This is a genomic window from Kribbella orskensis (genome assembly GCF_004342085.1).
In the GTDB taxonomy this organism is placed as follows: Bacteria; Actinomycetota; Actinomycetes; order Propionibacteriales; family Kribbellaceae; genus Kribbella; species Kribbella orskensis.
On record NZ_SLWM01000016.1, the window covers coordinates 48,303 to 69,549 of the forward strand.

Below are 21,247 nucleotides of genomic sequence, written 5' to 3' on the forward strand. Positions count from 1 at the left end.
AATTCCGCCTGATCGGTCCATTCGGCCTTCTCGGCGCTGTCTTCATCCGCTGATGCCGCAAGTTCTTTGGCTCAGCGGACAGGGTCGCCGGGGAGGAGGGCTCGCCACCAGGGGGTGGCGAGCCATCGGTCGTAGCGGGCCGACTGCTCGTCGACGGTGGCGGTCTTGGCGGGCGGCGCGTAGTCGAAGATCGAAGCCTTGTGCTGGACCCCGAGCAGGGTCCGCCGGCTCAGAATGTCCACTATGTCGCCGTCTGACCATCGGCCACCGCGCATGTTGGCGTCGAGTCTTGCCCCCGCGCAACACAACTTGTAGCCGGCCGACTCGAGTTGCCGCCGCAGCTCGAGGAACGCGGTCCACAAGCCCCGCCCTGCTCCGGTCCAGGTTGCACCGTCAGGCGTTATCAGAACCAGCGTCCAGTGCGAGTCCGGCGTCGAGGTCTGCTCCAGGGAGCACACCTGCCCGATTCCGTCGATCGAGCAGGTGGCCGGCTCCACAACGTGATAGACGCTCATCGGCCACCGAGGCTCAGCGGACAGGGTCGCCGGGGAGGAGGGCTCGCCACCAAGGCGTGTCTATCCAGCGGTCGTAGCGGGCCAGTTGTTGATCGACGGTGGTGACCTTGCCCGCGGGGGCGTAGTCGAACAACGAGGCCTGGTGTCTGATGCCGAAGAAGGTTCGGCGGGTCCAGAGGTCGACGATGTAGCCGCCGTACGATCGGCCGCGGCGCATGAACGCGTCGGCCCTCGCGCCCGCGCAGCACAGCCGGTAGCCGAGTGGTTCCACTTGGCGGCGCAGGTCGACGAACGCTGTCCACAGACCCTGGCCGGAGCCGGTCCAGGTCCTGCCGTCCGGCGTTGTCAGGACCAGCGTCCAGTGGGAGTCGGTGGTGGAGGTCTCGTCGACGGAGCACTGCTGTTCCTTGCCGTCGAGCCAGACCGTGAGCGGCTCCACCTCGTGATAGTCGATTCGGCCGTTCATCGTCCTGCGAACCCCGGATTCTGGATCCTGGGGCCTTGCCATCCCCACTTAGCGGTGAATCTAGCGCACTTGATGAACTCAGGTGCGATCTCTCCTACGAAGCTGATCTCCTTCTCCGATCGCAGGGTGATCTTGTGCAGCGGAAGGGCCGTTCGTACGTCGATGCCGTTGCCCGGGTCGGCGATCTCGTAGATCCACCGCTCGCCGCCTCGTTTGGCAGACTCATTCACAGGTCCGGCGGGGCCACCGGCCCGGACCCTGCCCCGAGCCATAGCGAGCCATGGGAGGCAAGGTGTCGGCAGGCCACCGGACCGTCCAGCCAAGTGGGAGAGAGTTGGGAGCCGAACACGCGCAACAACGGTCCTCAACGAGGCCCAACTAGCGCCAACCAGGGAAGCGGCAATCCGTTGCGCTACAGGGCATACGAGGCTCACGGCGACGAGCGGGACAATGACCCTCGCCCATGGCATGGAATGAGTCAGGGGTCGATCGGGGCGATGCGGAGGAATGCCATCCGCTTGACACGTAAGCGTCAACTCGGCATGCAATGATTGCCCGTGCAACGGAGACAGTTCCTCAGGCAGCCGGCGACGTGGCTCGGAATCGTCGGCACAGTGCTCACTTTCTACGGGCAATCGCCGTGACGGAGCTGACTCTTCGAGCCCAAACCGGCCAGAACTTTCTGAGCGCCGGTGTTCCCGCCGTCGCGGACCCTGTGACCCTCGATGTTGGCCTCGGGAAGGGCGCCCCGTTCCTCAGGGACGTCCAGGTCAAGTTCAAGTCCGCCGATCAGCAAAGCATCCAAACCGCGCTTTCGTGGATCGATGCGGACACGCCGGTCCCGCAAAACGAGGAGCGCCAGAACCCCCACCCAGGAACCCGGTACGCGCCCCCACTCAGGATCCTCTACCTTCCAGATGACTCCCACACGGCAATCGCCGACGCCGACGCGCAACGACTCGTCGCCAACCGCGACAAGTACCGAGGATGGGCCGCAGCATGCCTCGGTGTCGGTATCGCCTCGCTGGGTGGCCTGGTGATTGTCCTTGTGCGGCAAGACCGCGCTGGAGACCAGCCCGTCGACTCCGATGAGGCCGATGTGCCGCCGCCTGGGCAACCTCTATCGTCCGTAGGACGACGGCGGCATCCTTCCCGGATGCAGCTTCACAACCGAGGTGCTTCACTCGCCGGGCCCCGACCAGCGCGACGGTTCGGCATGCCTGACGTTCGGGATTCAACGGGCAACGTTCGGATTCCCGCAGTAGCGACGAACGACCACAGCGCGACGAGAGCCCTTGAAATGAAGGGGTTTCGAGCAACGTAGGACAACGTCGAGTAGATCAGCCCCATTATCGGCGGGTTGGAGGTTCGAGGGGCAGTAGTAAAGTGCAGCAACCGGAGCGACCAGTACCAGCGATGGTGTGCCAGCCACGACTTGAGCCACGCCCAGGATGGCCGCTCCTGACCATGCCGCCCCGAGTTCGCAACGAGGATGCCAGGGGTTCGAATCCCCTCAGCTCCACTCAGGTCAGAGGCCCTTTCCGAGGCATCGGAAGGGGCCTTTTGCATGTCGTACAGCAGCGAAGTACAGCAGTAGGCCCGGATCATCCGCTCAGCCCGTCCAGGCTCGCCGGGGGAGGACTGCCCGCCGCGTTGACACAGGGGCGTCCTCGCTACGTGCGTCCGGCGGCCTCTTGGCCTGATACCCTTCATGTGCCGTCGGCTTTCAATCACCGCCATTTGGCCCTGTCGTCCTCGGTCACGACTTACCGGGCAGTTGCCCAGGACCGAGACAAGCGACCGATGGCTACCAACTTTAATCACGATGCGTTGACCGACGCGCGCAGCACCGTTCGCCCCCTGCGGAACCTGCTCACATTCGAAGTCCTTCGCGTGAAGGAAGACTCCTCCGTGGAGGTGCCGGGGACTGCGGCCCCAGCTGACGTGTTCGCTGAGCTGGCGATCGCGCTGCACGACTTGCCGACCGTAGACGAAACCGTAGATGCAGTGGTGCACTTCGCACTACAGGCGCTGAACTGCAGCTACGCCGGTGTTGCACTGCTCACCAGAGGCCGGCCGGAGATTGCCGCGGTGACCGCCCCGGTGGTCGAGGCCATCTACCAGACACAAATCAGCACCCGACAGGGCCCGCTGGTCACCGCTTTGCATAACCGATCTACGGTCTTGATCCGCGACACCACCAACGAAACCCGATGGCCGGATTGGGTGGCGAAAGTCAATGAGCTCGGCGTGCGCAGCGTGCTCGACGTTCCGCTCGCGGTCGGCAACGGTAGCGCTACAGTCGGGGTGCTCGGGTTGTACAGCACCAGGCTGGACGCCTTCTCCGACGATGACGAGGCGGTCGCGCACATCCTGGCTCGGCACGCCTCGGTCGCGGTGGCCAGCGCGCGGCGAGACAAGAACATGGCCGAGGCGGTCGACGCGCGGAAACTGGTGGGACAGGCGATGGGGATTCTGATGGAACGGTTCGACCTGGATGCCGACCGCGCCTTCACGGTCCTGCGACGCTACTCCCAGGACAGCAACATCAAGCTCCGCGATGTCGCCCAGCAACTCATCGACACCCGCAAACTCCCAGACCCTCCCGCCAACCCACCGTTTGCCGGGCGGTAGCTGCCGGACTGTGGCGGTCTCGCCCAGGTCAGAGGCCCTTCCGAGTCACCGGGAAGGGCTCTTGCATGGCGTACAGCAGCGAAGTACAGCAGTAGGGTCGTTGCTCGCTCCGACGGGCGCTACCCGAACCCGCGGCTCGCCCAGTCCGCCGTCTAGCCGTAGGCTTCCGCATCGTCCCGCTAGCAATCATGGAAGGTGCGGTTCGGCCCGGCACGCCGCAAGGGTGCCTCCGGCTCGCTCCGCGATCGAGCAAGCTCGACCCCTGACCCGCACCGAACCGACCTGAAGTCGGCGGCTATCGGGGCGATGCGCAAGACTGATCTCAGTCAGGGCTGAGTGGTGATCTGCTGAGCGACTTCGAGGACGCGTGCGGCCGACAGGGGCGCGTCGTGGGTCGATCCCGGTGGCATTTGCGCGCCGCTGCCGACGTAGACCCAGGTGTTGTCGTGGCGGACCAGCCGGACCTCGTATTGATGCCCGCCCGCCGCGGTGTAGTTGTGGATGTAGGCGGTCGACCCGTTGGGAAGGCGACGGACCTCGGTGCACTTGTTCACGCCTGGCTTCATGCCGTCGCAGACGGGTGGCACCTGATGCACTGTGCCGACCTCCACGGAGAGGTTCACCATGTTCCACACGTCACCAACGCGGTATGTCCACACGCTTTCGGCGCTGAGGCGCCCGGCCGCAGACCCGTCCGGGCGGAGAAGTTCACCGTCGGACTCTTGGGCTCCGGGAATCTGGCCGATCTCCGGTGCGAGGCGTTGCAGTAGGCTCGCGAGCTCCTTGGACTTTTCCGTCGTCTCGCTCGTAAACGCCTGCGGCACTGGCCCGATTGAAGCCGACGGCGTCCTGGTAGTTGCCGACGCAGACGACGACGGTTGACCCGCACCCGGCGGATCGCTCACGCTGGGGCGCAACGCGAGTACGCCGCCGGTGAGGCCGACCGCGAGCGTGAGGCCTAGCGCGCCGAGGGCTGCAGTGCGGATTCGGCTGCGGCGGCGACCGCGGGCGATCAGACGGTCCAGGTCGTCGGTGGGCTCGGGCTGATCCGCTGTCAGATCGTCGAGCATGCTTCGTACAGTGGCCTTCACAGTGTCTCCTCGAGGTCGGTCACGGTCATCGCACCGTCGGGCAGAAGCCCGCGGATGGTTTCGAGCGCCCGTGACGTGAGGGTCATGACCGCGCCGCGCGTGCAGCCGAGTATCTCCGCGGTGCGCTCGACCGACAGATCGTCGTAGAAGCGCAACACGAGCACCGCACGCTGCCGGGCGGGCATCTTGGCGAGGAGAAGACGGAGATCGGCACGGCGGACGGTCGCGTCCGCCGCGGTGTCTGCGTGGTCCAACGGCCTGTCCGGCAACATCTCGACCGGAAGTTCCCGGCGCCACGGCCTCCTGGCCTCATCCAGCCAAGTCCGTACGACGACCTGTCGGGCATACGCGTCCGGGTTGTCCGCGCAGGCAACTCGCCGCCACGCCACGTACAGCTTCACGATCGCGGTCGACACGACGTCCTCCGCCCGGTGCCAGTCACCGCACAGCAAGTACGCCGTGCGCAGCAACGCCGGCCTCCGGGAGCTCACGAACTCCCGGAACCCCGGTTCGTCTGCTGCTTTCACTGGCGCCGCCTCTCATCCGCTTCCTCTAATACATAGACGAAGCGAACCCGCCCAGAGCTTACGCACGCCTGTCGAGCGGTGCCGCCAACTGGGACACATCCAGCGTCCTCGTGCGTTGGCTCGCCATCGCCGGCATCTTGCTCGTCTTGGGCGTTCCAGGCTTCGCTCTCCGGCGCTTGTGTCTGCGCAGCGGCCGTGGCAGGCATGGGCGACCCTGAGTTGCGCCGATGGGAGAAGTTTGGGAGCCGTGCACCCGCACCAATGCCCTGGAACCGACCGGTACGCGCACCAACGAGAGTGCTCGGAAGCCCTTGAAACAAGGGCAATACGGCCCAGCAAGCCTGCCTCGGGACCTTGACCAGCGCCCTTGGCACGGCGTCAAACATGAGCCGAGACAAAAGACCGAGCCACAGAGTTGTCCGGCTTCACATGACGCAGTACGGATCCGTATCAGATGATCCGCGACACGCCCGGCCAGACGATCTTGTGCGTATCAGTTGTGGCGGGTGAGCATCAGGTCTCGATCATGTTCGGTCAGTCTTCCGTTGCGGTCCAAAGCAGTCGGGGCGCTCAGCGGCTTCCCGAGCAGGGCCGGTCTAGTGGTTTGTTTCAGCATCCGCCGGCGGGGCTCGGCAAACCGGCCCGGTGAACTGCCATCCGGTACGACGACGCTGACCTCGTTCGGGCTATTCGCAAGGCGGTTGACGATTTCGATCGTGCAGAGGCTTATCCGTTGATCAGTTGCTTGAACGCGGGTTCAGAGCGGATCGGATCCAGTCGGAGTCGGTCTTTGCGGAAGCGCGGAACTCCGCTGACATATCCATGGCGTGCCGGAGGTGATCGAGCGCGTCACTTGTCCGGCCGCAGCGGCTCTCGCAGCAAGCAAGGTTGAAGAACAACATGGGGTACTGCGGAGTGACTGCGACAAGGCCGCCGAGGCGGTCAGCGACCTCGGCGTACCTTTCCGCCTCATAGAGCGGGGCGAGCGGAGCCCACAGTTCCCAGCCGCAGGCCTCGTACGCCCGTCCAGGCGTGCCTTCCAGCGCGATGATAGTCGTCGCTGCATGCTTGGCGGAGGCCGTTCGCTTGGTGCGGGGAGGGGCGAATACGAGAGTTCCGGCCGGCGCGTCGACCCGATTACGTCAAACTCTCGGACAAGGCGAGCCATGGGCTCGTCCGTCCCTCTCGTCAGTACCGAATTTCGTCGCCCGCAATCGTAGGAGCAGTTGCGGACGTTCTACGTCTGGTTAGGTCGTAGAAGCTCGACTACTGCGTGCAGCTCGCAGATGGCCGCCCCGACCTCGGGACTGGTCTGGGCCGGGGTGGGCATGCGGACGGTGCGACCGGTTGTCCAACCCGTCCAGCCCTGGTCGCGGTAGCGGTTGATCCAGCGGTGCACGGCCTGGCGCGAGACGCCGTACCGTTCGGCGACCTCGGTTGACCCTTACCGGTCCGAACCTGAGGTTGCCAGCTATCGGGGCAATGCGGGAGGACTGCCAGTGCGCAGCTTGTACTTGCCATGGGCGCAGGCTCTACAGATGGTTGGCTGCACGAAAAGTTAGCTGTTCAGCGGTTGTCGCCGCTGCCGTGCAGCACATTGCGCTTCTGACGGCTGGCGAGTTTTTCAATGTTCGTCTCGCCTACTTCACCAAGTGGAATGTCAAAGTAGTCGGCGAGCACAGCTACATACCACAGGACATCGCCAAGTTCTTTTTTCAGATCCTCGACGTCCACCATAGAGAGGTCGCTGTCATGGTCGCGGATTATCTTTTTCGCTTTTTCGGCGATTTCACCAGATTCCCCCACGAGACCAAGTACAAGATGCACAAATTCGTTCTTTCTATCGCGGGGCGCGGCCGTACGGAGCGCAGCCTTCTGATAATCGTCTAAATTCACAGGTCAATTGTACTGTTCTTGCGGTGCGAGTGGCCGACGCGAAGATCTCCACCGGCGCGTCCAGGTCCTTGCCCGAACGCGTTGGCCTGCGTGTCAACGAGCGGTGGGTACGACATGCCTTCGACCCTCACGATGCCTGCCAGGCTGAGGCCGGTGAGGCCGGGTCTCAGACGAGACCGGCCTTTTGCTTGTACTGCGCTCCCACCTACCCGTGTTGTGCCGCTCCTCCGTTGCGATGGGTGCCCGGGCGCGGTGCTTCCTGCCGGAGATCATGAGGTAAGTGGGTTGGGGCCGACCACCACCGTTGATCTGTTTGCTGGGCGGTAGCTACCGGATTGTGGCGCTCTCGCCCGGGTCGGAGGCCCCTTCCGAGTCATCGGGAAGGGCTTCTGCATGTCGGCGGCTGGGGGTTGCGGTGACCCGTGGTCGTTGAGCGATGCGCGGTTGGTTGTCGGAGCGTCATGTTTAACTTTCGGCAGCGGCAACTGGGCGCTCGACAAGGAGAAGTCATGGCAACTTTCACCCGGTCCGACGACCTGCAGGGAGCGGAGTTCGTCGACGCGGACCTGCGTCGCGCCCGGTTCGTCGGGGCCGACCTGTCCGGCGTCGTGATGCGCGGCGTCGATATGCAGGGGACGGAGATCGACGCGCCGTGGCTCTCCGAGGGCGAGAACTTCTTGCGCGTCAACGGCGTCGACGTGATCCCCTTCGTCGAGGCCGAGTTGAACCGCCGCTTTCCCGGCCGCGCCGACCGGCGCGCCGAAGATCCGGATGGTCTGCGCGCGGCCTGGGCTGCGCTCGAGCGCACCTGGGCGGCCACGCTCGAGCGGGTCGCGGCGATGCCGGCCGGCACGGTCGACGTGTCGGTGGGCGGCGAGTGGTCGTTCGCACAGACGCTGCGCCACCTGGTCCTTGCCACGGACATGTGGCTGGGCAAGGCGATCCTGGAGATCGAACAGCCGTTCCACCCCATCGGTCAAACGGACACCGGCACCGAGGACGACGGCTTGGACAGGTCGATCTTCACGACGGTCACACCGTCGTACGCCGAGGTGCTCGAGGTCCGGGCGGGTCGTGTCGCGATGGTGCGCGACTTCCTCGCCACAGTCACACCGGAGGTGCTGGCCGCGACGCGCAGGAATCCCCACGCCCCCGACCACCCCCAGACCGTCCTGTCTTGCCTGCACGTGATCCTCGAGGAGGAGTGGGAGCACCACCGCTACGCTGTACGCGACCTCGACGTGATCGAGAGTGGTCCGGCCCTGTGACTGCCCGCGCGGGTCCAAGTTCACCTACAACGTGCTGGGCGTCCAGGAGTTCGCGACCGAGGCAGATTCTCCGATCGCGGTGGGCGTCACCCTGTACTACGACGGCACAGCGGTCGGCACAGGCCGGGCCGAAGCAACCCAGCCGATGGTCTTCTCAGCCGACGAAACCACCGACATCGGCTACGAGTCAGGCACCACCGTCACCCCCGATTACACCGCTGCCACCAGCCGCTTCACAGGCAAGATCAACTGGGTGCAGATCGATCTCGGCGACGACAACCACGACCACTACATCGACCCCGAGGAACGCCTCCGGATCGCCATGGCGCGACAGTAACCAGAACGCCGGACCCCGATCCGCACCCAGCCGGCAAGTTGGCTGCTCTCGGTGCGTGGACGGTTTGTTTGTCGTCTGTGGGCGAGGGCACCGGCGGGTCACGGCTGTTCCTGTGAGCCCCGGCCGGGTTGGTCAGCTGAGGTCCCGGCGTTTTGCCGAATAGCGTCGGGACCGCTCCAACCGCTGTGGCCCGTCGGCTTCTCCCTCTTCCGGTTCTGACCCCGCCGACTCTCATCCTCGGGGTGATGGGCAGAGCGGGCGGGCGTCATCCGGTGGGGGATGGGCAGGGGACACGCTGAGTGACAGGGTTGGGGCTTGGGGGAGGGGCTGGTCCCGGGGTGATGGTGGCCTGTGTTGGTGGCGGGGCGTCGGCCAATGGTGGAGCGCCCGGATTCAGGGATCCGGGCGCTCGACATTTCTTTCCTCCTGCAGATGAGGCCCGAGCCCCATTCACCGTGTCGTAATCGGGTGCGGTGGGCTCGCCTGGGTGGGAGAGTCGGGGGATGAGTCTCGTCGGGATTGCCTGTGATGAGTCCGGGTATGAGGGCGAGAAGCTGGTGGGCGGGGTTACCGATGTGTTCGCGCATGCCAGTGTGGCGCTGGATGAGGCAGCCGCCGCGGAGTGTGTCGCGGAGTTGCGGCGGCGGATCCGGTCGCCAGCGACGGAGTACAAGGCCAACCATGTACTCCGGTCCAAGAACCGGCAGGTGTTGCTCTGGCTGCTCGGGACGTCCGGCCCGCTGCTTGGGAACGCCCAGGTGCAGCTGGTGGACAAGGCGTACTTCCTGGTCTCCAGATTGACCGAGCTACTCGTCGGCCGACCCCCGTACAGCCTGTACGCCGCGGGTCGCAGTACAGGCGGCTCTGCTTGGGACGGGTTCCTGCGGGCGGCCAACAACCTGATGTGGGCGCGGGAGACGCCTGACGCCGTCGAGCTGTTCTTCAAGGCGCTGGAGCAGGTGCCGTTCGATGACGAGGTCGTCGCAGCGCTGAAGAAGGCCAGACCATCCGCCGAGGCATTCCGCGCCGGGCTGGTCGCGGACCCGTCGGCGATCCCGCCGCTCGATCCATTGCTGCCGGCGATCGCGCGGGCGGTGGAGTACTGGGGTGACGGCAAGTACCCGGTCGCCATCGCTCACGACAGGCAGACGTCGCTCTCGCCGCAACGGATCGCTCGGCTGGATCTCGGCGACCGATTGGCCGGACTTGAACTCGTCCACTCAACCTCCGACTCGCGCATCCAGGTCGCAGACTTCCTTGCGGGAGTGGCCCGGAAGGTCGCATCGGACCAGTTGGCGGGTCACGACGACGCGGAGCTCACTGCGCTGATCCGGCCCTACCTGGACCCGCTGTCGGTCTGGGGCGATGACCGGAGCTGGGCTCGGCTCCGCCCGGATCGTGGCTCGACTCTTGGCAACTGTCCGTAGCCACGGCATAGTGCTGAGTGCTTCGGGGGCGAAGTTGGTGAGTTGGGGGCTGGGGCTACATGGGGGACGGGAAGGCCGTACCAGTGCGCATCGACGCTGGTACGGCGATCATTCTGCGCGAGGCGTACCACAAGATCGAGGCATCATTTCGGGGCAATCATTACGGCCTGTACGACTATGCGCGCGCGGTGGCCGGGAAGTTCGCGCAGGTCGACACGTTCTACGTCGGGTTCCTGCAGGGGACGAGCCGGGTGCGCTACCCGTACGGGTACGAGGACGGCAAGTACGACGATCCGGCCACCCACAACTTCGGGCCGAACCGTCCGACGGCCTGGTTGCTGAGGAATCGGCAGACCTACCGGTTCGCCTATGACAACGGTGCGGTGCTGCAAGGCGGAGTGCCGTGCGGTGATGTCACCAGGAGGTCGGCCGATGCGGTGATCGTGCCGATGTTCAGGACCGGCAAGGACGACAGCGAGCAGTTGTTCGGCATGATGTCGATGCAGACCTACCAGGACGGCGTGTACGACGACAACGCCGTCCGTGCGTTCGAGTGGCTCACCGGGATGGTCGCGCGGGTGCTGTCCCGGGAGGCCGAGGATCGCGAGGCGTTGCGGTTGTTGCCGGCGGGCGAGGACACCCCCAACCTGCTGACCTCGGACCACGTGATGGAGTACCTGTCCAACCGGATCGCAGTAGTGCGCGGCATCGCCGACGAAGCGATGGCCGAGCCGCAGGCCGAGAAGGAGCCGATCCGGGGCCACCTGGCCAGGCTCGTCCGTACCGCGGAACAAACGCAGTCCGAGTTGATCGAGATGATGCTGGACGCGGACGAAGGGCCTGAACGCCGGTTCGGCAGTCTCACCCCGGCCCAGCAGGGCGTCGCCGTACTCCTCGTGCAGGGGCTCGACAACGATGCGCTTGCCGCGGAGCTGGGGATCAGCCTCAACACCGTTAAGTCGCACCTCGGCACGATCCTCAAGAAGTACGAGATGGACAACCGCGGCCAGGTCGCCGACGACGTACGCAAGTACCTCGCTCGCTGAGGGGCCGGAGTTCACGCGGGGGAGGCGTGTGGTTCATCGAGGGGGCGTTGGGTGGGCTGGATTCCCCTTCGGACTTGGAGTGGTTGTGAGAATTCGCCGCGCGTCTCTTGTCTCTGCCTGCGTTGCGCTGGTCGTCGCGAGTGTGGGCCTGCCGTCCGCCACCGCGACCAGTGCCCGTCACGGTGACGAGACCTACACCTTCGCCGTGATCGGCGACATCCCTTACGGGCCGACCCAGATCGCCGATTTCCCGCACGTCGTGCAGCAGATCAACGACGACCCGAAGGTCAAGCTGGTCAGCCACCTCGGTGACATCAAGGACGGGTCGTCGCTGTGCACCGACGAGTACTTCGGTCAGGTGAAGAAGGAGTTCGACAACTTCGCCGACCCGCTCGTCTACACCATCGGCGACAACGAGTGGACCGACTGCCATCGCGTCAACAACGGTGGCTACAACCCGCTCGACCGGCTCGCCAAGCTCCGCTCGGTCTTCTTCCCGAAGCCGGGGCAGACGCTGGGCAAGCACCCGTCGAAGGTGACCACGCAGGCGGCGCAGGGCGTTCCCGAGAACGTCACCTTCACCCGGGCGAACGTCGCCTTCGCCGCGGTGCACATCGTCGGAAGCAACAACAGCCTGGCGCCGTGGACCGGCAAGACCGCGCCGACGCCCGAGCAGAGCGCCGAAGTACTGACCCGTACTGCGGCCGGCATCCAGGAGATCCGTGACACGTTCGCGCAGGCCCGCCGCGAGCACAACAGGGCGGTGGTTCTGCTGACCCAGGCGGACATGTTCGTTCCGACGGACGGCATCCCGTCGTACGCGGACTTCTTCGCCTTCCAGCCGATCGTGCAGGCGATCGCCCAGGAGTCCGCGACGTTCCATGGTCCGGTGTATCTGATGAACGGCGACAGCCACGTCTACAACAGCGACCAGCCGCTCGCTGCGGGATCGAAGTGGCTCTCGCTGTACGGCGTCGCCAAGCCGGTGACCAACGTGACGCGGGTGACCGTGGACGGGTCCACCGGGGTCGACAACTACCTGCGGGTGACGATCGACCCGCGCGACCGGAACGTCCTCAGCTGGACCCGGGTGCCCTTCGCCTCCTGAGTCGTGGGTACTTGCCGCTCAGCTCAGCTGGTGAGCTGAGCGGCGAGCCAGGGTTCTACTACCGGGAGGATCTGGGCGGCCTGCATTGCTTGCATGTGGTCGAGGTTGTCCAGGATTTGTACTGTCCAGCCGAGGGTTTCGAGGTTTGTTCGGTTGGTGGTAACTGCTGAGCCGATGGCTACGTAGGCGTTGTTCCAGCGGTCGCCGTACTGGATGTTGTCGGCTGAGCCGACGATGCAGAGCTTGGGGCAGGTGATCCTGTCCTGGACGGTCTGGTCGTCGAAGGTGGCCAGGGCGCGGTAGAGGGTGGCGTACTGCTGGGTCTGCTCTTTGCTCATGGCAACTTCTGTGGAGTCCCAGTCGCCCACTTCTACCTCGGCTCCGGTGGTGGGGGCGCCGGCCATCTCGTGGGTGGCTTCGGTGACCTGGAGCATGGCCGCGTACGGGCCGTCGAGCGGTGGGAAGCCGCCCATCGCCAAGGCAGTCAGGCGGTTGGTGCGGATCGCGAGCTGCAGCCCGATCATGCCGAGCCAGCTGTAGCCGTAGTACGCGAACGTCTCGGCGTTGGCGGCGTCGGCGACGGCCAGGAAGTCGGCGGCGACGTTGTCTGGGGTGAGGGTGCCGGGTTTGGGGTGGGCCTGGAGATGGCCCTCGTAGTCGAAGGCGATGACGCGGAAGCGCCGGCTGAAGTCTTCGACCAGGGTGTGGCCCAGGGCCGGGTCTGCTCCCCAGGCTCGCATCTGTTCGGTCGCGGGACCTTCGAGCGGGGCGATCGGGTTCACCGGCAGGAGCAGCGCCGGACCGTCGCCATGGACCTCGAAGTCGATCGACGCACCGTCATGCAGGGTGGCCGCGTCGTGCTGTGTGGTCCCGTCGTGCTGTGTGGTCCCGTCGTGCTGGGTGCTCTCGGTGGCCGCCACGGGAAACTCCTTACGTTGTATAGTGTTTTTCGAGAGTAACACTTTACGTTGTAAGGAGAAAAGTGACCGAGTACGCCGGGCAGGGTGATCCGGGGCGGACGTTGGCCCTGCTGTGGGGCAAGGCGGCGGGGCCGAAGCGTGGTCCGCGGCAGGCCACGAGCGTCGAGGAGATCGTGGACGCGGCCGTGCGGATCGCCGATCGCCACGGCCTCGACGGGGTCACGATGCGAGCGGTCGGCCAGGAGCTCGGGCGCACGGCGATGTCGCTCTACACATACGTGCCGGGGCGGGGTGAGTTGCTGGATCTGATGTACGACAGCGTTCACCAGGATCTCGGAACCATCGGGCCCGCGCCGACGAAGGGCAGAGGGCGAGGGGCCTCTTGGCGGAAGGCCGTCACCCACTGGTGCACCGAGCTTCGTGATCTCTACCTGACGCATCCCTGGTTGTTGCAGATCTCGGCGGCCCGGCCGGTGCTCGGTCCGCATGAGCAGGCCGCGCTCGAGACGCTGCTGGCCGTTCTCGCCGAGTCGGGTCTGCCACTCAAGGAACGCCCTGCCGCCACGAGTGCCTTGTTCAGCGTGGTCCAGGGTGCGGCTCGTCAGCGCATCGAGTCCGCCAACGCCCAGGATCCGGAGTGGTGGAGAGCTCGCGCCCAAGCACTGGCCGAGGCGGCGCCGGACTTCGCCGAGCGGTTCCCGCACTCCGTCGCCATCGCAGCCCGGCAGGCGACCCTCGGCGACAGGCCCTGGGAACGCGCCGCCGAAGAAGCCTTCACCGGAGCCATCAACCTCATCCTCGAAGGCATCACCACCCGCACCACCTGACCACCCCTGCCGGCGGTGATGCGGACTGGCCGGCGAGAACGACCAGGTCTGGCCGATCGGCGCCCCGTAGATGTGAGCGGCGGCGGTTGTGGAGGTTTGGGACACCAAATCGGGACCTCGGACAGCTTATTTCTTGTGCGAGTGGTCGCGGAGGTTCCAGGCGTGGGATGCCTGCCGGGGTGGTGTGTGGGGCGACTACTTCCTGTCCTTCGGTACGCCAGGGGCTCCCGGGGGCGGGTTTTCGCCCCGAGGAGTGGTGGTTGTGGCGATTCGAGGGTTGGCGCCGGCGGGTTGCTCGACCACTGGCGGGTCGTTCGTCCACTGGCAGGTTTGTTGGCCGGTTGGGCGGGGGTTGGTCGGCGGCGTGTGGCTCGTGTCGGGGTCCGCTGGCGGGTTGTTCGCTGGCTGGCGGCTTGTGAGGCGCCAGTGGCCGAACAGCCTGTCATCGGGAGGCCGATCGCAGGTCTGGGGGTCGACGGGGTGCGGTGGTGGGGACACCGTGACTTCGGACACCGCGTGGGGACCTGGGGAGCCTGTTGCACAATCACCGACGGACCCAGCTCGGTGGGGATCAACCTCTCGATCTGGTCGAAATCTCAGCCCCAGTGGGGGAAGCGGTCCACATCCGCAGGAAAAGTCGTGGCGTGTCGGTGTGGGCAAAGAGGTCCAAATGCATTTGCAACAGGCTCGCGAGGTCCCCACTTGTTGTCCGAGGTCCCGGCACGTTGTTCGAACCCATCACAGGCGCTCGCCCGGGCAGACACCTGGGCGGGCGCGATGGCTGGTGGGTGGGTGGCCCGGACGGCCAGCACTCACCAACCACGCCCGAACCCCTGGCGCGCGCCTGGCGATCCACGTCCGACCCGCTGGCGCGCCCGCCTGGTGACGTCGGACGCGTGAACTACTGGCGAGGTTGCTGAGTGGTGGCCGTCCGCTGGATCACCAGCCCCGTGCCCGCGACCCGACTCCAGAGCAGGCGGCGGCCCGACTGGCAGACCCCGAACCAGCAACAACCGTCAGCGCTCCGGCGTCAAGTGCCACCAACGTCCTGGCCGACCCGCATCTAGAGCTCGTCGGGGTCGCCGAGGGTGATGTTCAGGGCCGAGGCCATCGCGATGGTGACGGCGAGGGTGTCGATGGGAGAGGAGTTGGCGATCGTGGCGCCGGCGAGGCTGCCGATGCCGCGGGTGCCGTCCCAGGTGCAGTCAACGAAGACCGCGCCGGTGGCGGTGACTTGCGAGAACTCGACGGCGGTCAGATCGCAGCGCCGGAACACCGTGCCGCTCAGGTCCGCAGACACGAAGTCGGCGTTCTGCAGCCGGCAGTCGGTGAACTCGGCCTTGACGAACTTCGCGAACCGGAACGTGCTGAAATCGAGCACCGAGTCCTTCACGGTCACGTGCTGCAGGCTCATCCCCGGCCCGGCGAAACCGGTCAGCCGCGACGAGGTCACCGCCAGCCGCATCGCCGAGGCATCGGACCAGCGGGCGTTCGCGAGGTCGCAGTGATCCAGTTCGAGGTCGACCAGGATCAGCTTCTCCAGGTCGGACCCGCCCAGGTTGCACCTGGTCAGCCGGCACCCGCTGATCTCGACGTGCTCGGCCTCGACGTCGCTCAGATCCTGCTCGGTAAGCGCCAGATCGGTGAACCTGGCCTCGTCCTCCACCTCGTCCGCGCTGACGGTCGTCTCGTCGAGCTGGGAGCGTAGCCGGGGCGCGGCGAGCTTGGCGGCGGGTTTACGAGAAGCCATGCCCGCCACCGTAGCGACCCCCTCCGTCAGTTTCCGCCGGTACTGCGGACGTACTGCGCGGCGGCGCCGATCAAGGCCGAGTGCTCCGTGTCCTCGGTGGCAGCGACGTCGAAGGGGAACACCGACGAGACGATGTCGAAGGCGCCCGAGATCGACCCACCGAGGACGACCCGGGTGGCGCCAAAGCGTGACAGCCATGGGACGAGGGCCCGGGACAACACCCCGAAGGCGTCGAGCAAGACCTCCAAGGCGACGGCCTCGCCGCCCCGGGCCCGTTCGGCGATCTCCCTTACACCGATCGCGGGCTCCTCAGCGCCCAGCCGGTCGAAGTACGAGCGGAGGATCGCGCGGGCCGAGATCCGGTCCTCCAGCGGGCGCCCCTGGTAGGACACCTTGTAGAGCTCACCGCCGGGCGGCACGGTGTCGCCGGTCCGGACCGCTCGACCGTCATCGAGGAAACCCGTGCCGATGCCAGTGCCGATGGTGACCCCGACGCAGCGATCCAGGCCGCGCAACTCCCCGGCGGTCCACTCGCCGACAGAGAATGCCTCCGCGTCGTTCAGGAAGACGACCCGATCGAGCTCGAGCAACTCCCGCAAGCTCTTGCCGAGGTCGTGCCCGTAGAGCGAGTCGAACTTCTCCACCCCGCGGTACCAGGCGATCCCGGTCGCGAAGTCGAACGGCCCGGGCAGCGCCACCGCCAACCCGCTTGCCAACGGCAACTGCTTCGCCGCGGCGACCAGCTGGGCCACGATCTCGTCGGCCGATCGCTGCGAGTCGAGCTTCGCCCGTTCCACCACCTCGACGTCCCAGCCGGCCGGCGACACCACCGCCGCCGTCACATGACTCCCGCCGATCTCCAGCACCGGCACACCCGCACTCATGCGGCTCATCATCCACGACGAGCCGACCACGGCTCCGTTACGCGTACTACGCCAACGAGGTGGCCCGCCATCTCGGTGAAGAGAAGGTGTTCTTCCTGGGCCACTTGCACGGCGGCTTCGTGGCGCTGCAGTTCGCGCTGGACCACCCCGAGAGCCTGGCCGGGATCATCGTTTACGACTCGATGGCGTTCAACGGCCCCGAGCTCGGCGAGGAGGCCGGCCGCAGGGGTCGACGAGTACGCCGCCGAGCACAGTGCAGGGTTTCATCTCAGCGCACTGATCCGGGAACCACCGGGCGCCGCCCGTACGTAGAGTGGTCTGAAGCGGGGCCCGCCCAACGGTCGCGCTGACTTCTCCGAACCGACGAGGGTGACCGGTAGTGCGTGCCGAGACCAGTGCGACCTCCGCCGTCGTGACGCTGAGCGTCGCGGTCGCGGCTGTCGGGCACGTGCTGGTCAGCGACGGCTCGATCCCGCTCGCGGTGGTACCGCGACTCCTCGCGCTCGCGGCCGCCTGCTGGCTGCTCGGCGAGTACCTCGCCGGCCGCCGGTGGCTCTCGATCGCGGTGCTCGCCGGGATCCAGCTGATCGTCCACGTGACCCTGGCCGCCGCCCATCCAGCAGCCGCGCCGGCAGCGATGCCGACCGGTCACAGCCACACCCACGACATGCCCGGCATGGCGATGCCTATGCCCATGCCGATGCCTGAGGCAACCTCACCGCCGGCCATGCACGACGGGTTCACCGGCGCGTTGACGATGACCGCGGCTCACCTGCTGGTGCTGCTCGCCGGCGTCGTGCTGATCGGCCGCGCGCACCAATGGGCCTCGCGCGTACTGCGGGTCCTGGCGCGCCTGGTTCCGCAACTTCCCGCGGCCGTGGTCCTGGTTGTTCCCACCCTCGCCCGCGGCCTGACCGGCGTACCGGATGTTCCGCAGCTCGGGCAGCGGTGGCTGACTTCGAACGTGTCGCGGCGCGGGCCGCCGGCGATGGCGCTCCTCACCGCCTCGCCCTGACCGGCCGCGCGCAGCAAGTCGCGGGCCGGCTGAGCTGAACCGCCCGCGAAAGGGTCTCACTGCCATGTCCAGGAAATTCGTCCTGCGCGCTGCCGCGATCACCGCGGCGTCCGCGCTCGTCTGCGTCGGAGCCGCGAACTCGGCTTCGGCGCACGTCACGGTGTCGTCGCCGGACGCGAAGCCCGGCGGCTACGCCAAGCTGGTGTTCCGGGTGCCGAGCGAGTCCGACACCGCCAGCACCACCAAGCTCGTCGTCTCGCTGCCCAAGGACCGTCCGTTCAGCAGCGTCGGCGCGCAGGTCAAGGACGGCTGGAAGGTGGTCAAGACCACCGAGAAGCTGCCCGCGCCGGTCAAGGTCGGCGACGTCACCCTGACCGAGGCGATCACCACCGTCACCTGGACTGCTGCCGCGGGTGGGGTCCCGCCGAACGACTTCGACGAGTTCGCTCTATCGGTTGGCCGGATTGCCGAGGGTGTGGACTCGCTGAACTTCCCGGCTGTGCAGACCTACAGCGACGGCGAAGTGGTCAAGTGGGAGGAGATCGCCAAGGACGGCGCCGACAAGCCCGAACACCCCGCGCCGTCGCTGAAGCTGACCACAGCGATCACGCCCGTCGCGGCCACCACGGACGCCGAGGATGAAGGCGGGACGGACACGCTGGCCCGCGTCCTCGGCGGCGCCGGGTTGGTGCTCGGCCTGATCGGGCTCAGCCTGGGTCTGCGCGCCGGGCGTGGGAAGGCGACGTCGTGATCATGCGCCGCTTGGTAGCTGTACTGGTGGCGTCGCTGCTCACCCTGGTGGTCTCCACCGGGGTGGCTGCGGCGCACTCCAAGCTCGAGTCGATGACTCCGGCCGACGGTTCCACCCAGGCCGCCCCGCCGACCCAGGTGGTGCTGACCTTCAACGAACCGGTCGGCAGTACCGGCGCCGAAGTACAGGTCAAGTCGCCGAGCGGCGCGAACGTGTCCACCGGCCAGATCACGGTGATCGACAAGTCGGTCACCCAGCCGGTCGGAGCGATGATCGAGGTCGGCAAGTACACCGTCGACGCCCGGGTCGTGTCCGCGGACGGGCACCCGATCACGGTCTCCGCCAGCTTCACGATCACGCACGCCGGTCACGCCGCCGTACCCGCGCCCACTCCGGCGACCCCGGACAGCGGGTCGAACGTGGTGGTGATCGTCGCGGCGGTGCTGGTGATGCTGGTGGTCGTCGCCCTTTCCGTCGTGATCGTGCGCCGGCGCCCGGGACCCGAATCGTCATGACGGTGGCGACCGGCGCGCGCGTCTCCGGCAAGGTGCTCGCCGCCGGAGCCGTTGCCGCAGGCCTCGTGGTGATGGTCGTCGCCCTGCTCGCCGCGGGCGGCGCCCCGAAGCCGCTGCCCGCGGGTCTGACCGGAGCCGGTGCGCCGGTGTCGTGGGCCGTCCCGGTACTGCGGCTGCTGGCCGACCTGGCTGCCATCGCGACAGGTGGTGCTGTGCTCGCGGCCGCGGTGTTGCTCCCGGCAACAGACGGGAAGCTCGGCGCACAAGGGCTTCGCGCCTGCCAGGACGCCGCCGTGGCCGCGGGGGTGTGGGCGGTCGCGAGCATCGGTGGCCTCCTCACCACGGCCACGGTCATCCTCGGGATCCCGATGTCGCAACTGGCTGCCCGGGCCGGCGACGCGGGGTCGCTGCTTCAGGTCCGGGCGCTCGCGGCGGCGGTCGTCCTGACCGCCTTGCTGGCGATCGTGGTGAGCGGGTGCCGCACGGTCGCCGTCGCGCGGCTGGCCCTCGTGCTAACGGCCGCGGCGCTCACCGGTCCGCTGCTGACGGGGCACGGCGCGATCGAGCGGACCGCCTTCTGGTCGCTCCTCGCGACCGCATCGCTGGTCGTGCATGTCTGCGCGGCGACCACCTGGATCGGCGGGCTCGGCTCACTGCTGCGCTACGGCCGGGACTACCTCCAGGCGATCGAGACCTTCAGCCGGCTGGCCCTCGTCTGCGCCATCTCCATCGGGATCACCGGTCTGCTGACGGCCGAGATCCACCTCGGCGGCCACCAGGACGGCTGGGGCCTGATCACCCAGTGGGTGACCACTGGTTACGGTGCGCTCGTGTTCGCCAAGACCGTCGCCTTCGCCCTGCTGGTCTGGATCGGCTGGTGGCACCGCCGCGCCACCCTCCCCGCCCTGGCCGCGAACCAGCCGGCCGCCTTCTGGCGCCTCGCCGCCGGAGAACTTTTACTGATGTGCGCCACCGTCGGCCTGGCCGTCGCCCTCTCGCGCACCCCTTGAAACCTGATCGGACCGCTATGGCTCGGGCTCGGTGACATGTCAACAGGTGTACGTATCATGGACAGATGACGGACACGCGGTGGCTGGATGCGCGCGAGGCTCATCTGTGGCAGTCATACCGTGACACCTATCGCGAACTGGTCAGTGCGTTGGAGAACAGGCTGATCAGCAACTCCGGCCTGTCCGGAGCCGACTACGCGCTGCTGCATCCGTTGTCGACCGCGGAGAGCGGCGTACTGCGGACGCGGGAGCTCGGCAAGTCCGTCGGCTGGGAGCGCAGCCGGTTGTCCCACCAGGTCAGCCGGATGGAGAAGCGCGGGCTGGTGGTCCGGGAGGAGTGTGTCTCGGACGCTCGCGGGTCGATGGTCCGGTTGACGGACGCCGGCCGGGCCGCGATCGAGGCAGCCGCGCCGGACCACGTGGACGCCGTACGGGCCTATTTCCTGGACAAGCTGAGCCGCGACGAGCAGGAAGTCCTGACCAAACTGCTCGACCGGGTGCTGGCCGATCTGCCCGGCGGAGACCTGTGCCGCGAGGGCCCCACCTCGCCTGCCGGCGGCTGCTGACCGGACACTTTGGTTGACGTGTCATCTTGATCTGCTATTTTTGGTGACACATCACCATCTTGGTCGCCGAGCCCCCTCGGACGACCTCCTCCCTGAAGGAAAGACATGCCTAAGATCGCGATCATCCTCGGTAGCACCCGTCCGGGGCGCAACGGCGAAGCCGTCGCCCACTGGGTGCTGGACATCGCCAAGCAGCGCAGCGACGCCGAGTTCGAGCTCGTCGACATCGCCGACTACAAGCTCCCGCACCTCGACGAGGCGATCCCGCCGGCGGCCGGCCAGTACAGCCAGCCGCACACGCTGGCCTGGGCGGAGAAGATCGGCTCGTTCGACGGCTTCGTCTTCGTCACCCCCGAGTACAACCACTCGACCTCCGGCGCGCTGAAGAACGCCATCGACTTCCTCTTCGCCGAGTGGAACGACAAGGCCGCAGGCTTCGTCAGCTACGGCGCCGTCGGCGGCGCCCGTGCGGTCGAGCACCTGCGCCTCGTGATGGGTGAGCTGAAGGTCGCCGATGTGCGCAACCAGGTCACCCTCTCGCTGATGACCGACTTCAGGAACTTCAGCGAGTTCACCCCGGGGGACCACCAGGAGGGCCAGGTCAACGCGATGCTCGACCAGGTCGTCTCCTGGAGCAACGCGCTGGCCACGGTCCGCGCCGCCTGACCGAACTTCACCGGCCCGGGTCCCGCCA

General features: G+C 66.9%; 24 protein-coding genes and 1 pseudogene. 14 read left to right on the forward strand and 11 right to left on the reverse strand.

The window, feature by feature from the left end:
* Positions 1–71: 71 nt before the first annotated feature.
* Genes EV644_RS31450 through EV644_RS48195 form a run of 3 tightly spaced genes read right to left on the reverse strand, consistent with a single transcriptional unit; the run spans position 72 to position 1,451 of the window.
* Positions 72–515, reverse strand: a complete 444-nt coding sequence (locus EV644_RS31450) for a hypothetical protein (RefSeq protein ID WP_132192805.1) — start codon at positions 513–515, stop codon at positions 72–74.
* A 13-nt stretch (positions 516–528) separates the two neighbouring features.
* Positions 529–981 (reverse strand): hypothetical protein, encoded by a 453-nt coding sequence (locus EV644_RS31455; RefSeq protein WP_132192807.1) that lies wholly within the window; start codon positions 979–981, stop codon positions 529–531.
* Positions 978–1,451 (reverse strand): scabin-related ADP-ribosyltransferase, encoded by a 474-nt coding sequence (locus EV644_RS48195; protein WP_439649185.1) that lies wholly within the window; start codon positions 1,449–1,451, stop codon positions 978–980. Before EV644_RS48195 ends, EV644_RS31455 begins: the two co-directional genes overlap by 4 nt.
* Positions 1,452–2,784: 1,333 nt before the next feature.
* Here EV644_RS48195 and EV644_RS31465 point away from each other — a divergent pair.
* Complete coding sequence (locus EV644_RS31465; protein WP_132192809.1) at positions 2,785–3,615, forward strand: GAF and ANTAR domain-containing protein; 831 nt, start codon at positions 2,785–2,787, stop codon at positions 3,613–3,615.
* 326 nt (positions 3,616–3,941) lie between these two features.
* Here EV644_RS31465 and EV644_RS31470 read toward each other — a convergent pair whose 3' ends face one another.
* The 5 genes and pseudogenes from EV644_RS31470 to EV644_RS31485 form a co-directional block, all read right to left on the reverse strand.
* Positions 3,942–4,685 (reverse strand): flagellar basal body-associated FliL family protein, encoded by a 744-nt coding sequence (locus tag EV644_RS31470; protein WP_132192811.1) that lies wholly within the window; start codon positions 4,683–4,685, stop codon positions 3,942–3,944.
* Positions 4,686–4,702: 17 nt separating this feature from the next.
* On the reverse strand, positions 4,703–5,233 hold the full coding sequence (locus EV644_RS31475) for a SigE family RNA polymerase sigma factor (RefSeq protein ID WP_132192813.1): 531 nt from the start codon (positions 5,231–5,233) through the stop codon (positions 4,703–4,705).
* Between the two features lie 737 nt (positions 5,234–5,970).
* The gene (locus EV644_RS48200) at positions 5,971–6,135 is read right to left on the reverse strand and encodes a TPR end-of-group domain-containing protein (RefSeq protein ID WP_439649186.1); all 165 of its coding nucleotides are present in this window, start codon (positions 6,133–6,135) and stop codon (positions 5,971–5,973) included.
* 335 nt (positions 6,136–6,470) lie between these two features.
* A pseudogene (locus EV644_RS47920) lies at positions 6,471–6,662 on the reverse strand (hypothetical protein); the annotation flags it as partial.
* A gap of 137 nt (positions 6,663–6,799) precedes the next feature.
* On the reverse strand, positions 6,800–7,129 hold the full coding sequence (locus EV644_RS31485) for a nucleoside triphosphate pyrophosphohydrolase family protein (RefSeq protein WP_132192817.1): 330 nt from the start codon (positions 7,127–7,129) through the stop codon (positions 6,800–6,802).
* Between the two features lie 509 nt (positions 7,130–7,638).
* Here EV644_RS31485 and EV644_RS31490 point away from each other — a divergent pair.
* From EV644_RS31490 to EV644_RS31510, 5 genes are all read left to right on the forward strand, one after another.
* Positions 7,639–8,397 carry a DinB family protein gene (locus EV644_RS31490; protein WP_132192819.1) on the forward strand — a complete coding sequence of 253 codons (759 nt, stop codon included), beginning with the start codon at positions 7,639–7,641 and terminating at the stop codon, positions 8,395–8,397.
* The gene (locus EV644_RS31495) at positions 8,381–8,734 is read left to right on the forward strand and encodes a hypothetical protein (RefSeq protein WP_199240097.1); all 354 of its coding nucleotides are present in this window, start codon (positions 8,381–8,383) and stop codon (positions 8,732–8,734) included. The genes EV644_RS31490 and EV644_RS31495 overlap by 17 nt, the downstream gene beginning before the upstream one ends.
* A gap of 503 nt (positions 8,735–9,237) precedes the next feature.
* Positions 9,238–10,161 (forward strand): hypothetical protein, encoded by a 924-nt coding sequence (locus EV644_RS31500; protein WP_132192821.1) that lies wholly within the window; start codon positions 9,238–9,240, stop codon positions 10,159–10,161.
* Positions 10,162–10,244: 83 nt separating this feature from the next.
* On the forward strand, positions 10,245–11,207 hold the full coding sequence (locus EV644_RS31505) for a helix-turn-helix transcriptional regulator (RefSeq protein WP_241999045.1): 963 nt from the start codon (positions 10,245–10,247) through the stop codon (positions 11,205–11,207).
* A gap of 85 nt (positions 11,208–11,292) precedes the next feature.
* On the forward strand, positions 11,293–12,315 hold the full coding sequence (locus EV644_RS31510) for a metallophosphoesterase (protein WP_132192825.1): 1,023 nt from the start codon (positions 11,293–11,295) through the stop codon (positions 12,313–12,315).
* A 23-nt stretch (positions 12,316–12,338) separates the two neighbouring features.
* Here EV644_RS31510 and EV644_RS31515 read toward each other — a convergent pair whose 3' ends face one another.
* Positions 12,339–13,235, reverse strand: coding sequence for an alpha/beta fold hydrolase (locus EV644_RS31515; protein ID WP_132192827.1), 897 nt, complete (start codon positions 13,233–13,235; stop codon positions 12,339–12,341).
* A gap of 62 nt (positions 13,236–13,297) precedes the next feature.
* Between EV644_RS31515 and EV644_RS31520 the strand changes: the two genes are divergently transcribed.
* Complete coding sequence (locus EV644_RS31520) at positions 13,298–14,062, forward strand: TetR/AcrR family transcriptional regulator (RefSeq protein ID WP_132192829.1); 765 nt, start codon at positions 13,298–13,300, stop codon at positions 14,060–14,062.
* Between the two features lie 1,063 nt (positions 14,063–15,125).
* Here EV644_RS31520 and EV644_RS31525 read toward each other — a convergent pair.
* Positions 15,126–15,812, reverse strand: a complete 687-nt coding sequence (locus EV644_RS31525; RefSeq protein WP_132192831.1) for a pentapeptide repeat-containing protein — start codon at positions 15,810–15,812, stop codon at positions 15,126–15,128.
* 26 nt (positions 15,813–15,838) lie between these two features.
* Positions 15,839–16,696, reverse strand: a complete 858-nt coding sequence (locus tag EV644_RS31530) for an ROK family protein (protein ID WP_132192833.1) — start codon at positions 16,694–16,696, stop codon at positions 15,839–15,841.
* 59 nt (positions 16,697–16,755) lie between these two features.
* Between EV644_RS31530 and EV644_RS31535 the strand changes: the two genes are divergently transcribed.
* From EV644_RS31535 to EV644_RS31565, 7 genes are all read left to right on the forward strand, one after another.
* Complete coding sequence (locus EV644_RS31535) at positions 16,756–17,046, forward strand: alpha/beta fold hydrolase (protein WP_132192835.1); 291 nt, start codon at positions 16,756–16,758, stop codon at positions 17,044–17,046.
* A gap of 29 nt (positions 17,047–17,075) precedes the next feature.
* Positions 17,076–17,711 (forward strand): hypothetical protein, encoded by a 636-nt coding sequence (locus tag EV644_RS31540; RefSeq protein ID WP_132192837.1) that lies wholly within the window; start codon positions 17,076–17,078, stop codon positions 17,709–17,711.
* 64 nt (positions 17,712–17,775) lie between these two features.
* The gene (locus tag EV644_RS31545) at positions 17,776–18,462 is read left to right on the forward strand and encodes a YcnI family copper-binding membrane protein (RefSeq protein WP_132192839.1); all 687 of its coding nucleotides are present in this window, start codon (positions 17,776–17,778) and stop codon (positions 18,460–18,462) included.
* Positions 18,463–18,464: 2 nt separating this feature from the next.
* On the forward strand, positions 18,465–18,977 hold the full coding sequence (locus tag EV644_RS31550; RefSeq protein ID WP_199240098.1) for a copper resistance CopC family protein: 513 nt from the start codon (positions 18,465–18,467) through the stop codon (positions 18,975–18,977).
* 2 nt (positions 18,978–18,979) lie between these two features.
* The gene (locus EV644_RS31555) at positions 18,980–19,987 is read left to right on the forward strand and encodes a CopD family protein (RefSeq protein WP_241999046.1); all 1,008 of its coding nucleotides are present in this window, start codon (positions 18,980–18,982) and stop codon (positions 19,985–19,987) included.
* Positions 19,988–20,052: 65 nt separating this feature from the next.
* On the forward strand, positions 20,053–20,553 hold the full coding sequence (locus EV644_RS31560) for a MarR family winged helix-turn-helix transcriptional regulator (RefSeq protein WP_132192843.1): 501 nt from the start codon (positions 20,053–20,055) through the stop codon (positions 20,551–20,553).
* Positions 20,554–20,658: 105 nt separating this feature from the next.
* Positions 20,659–21,219, forward strand: coding sequence for an NADPH-dependent FMN reductase (locus EV644_RS31565; RefSeq protein WP_132192845.1), 561 nt, complete (start codon positions 20,659–20,661; stop codon positions 21,217–21,219).
* Positions 21,220–21,247 lie beyond the last annotated feature (28 nt).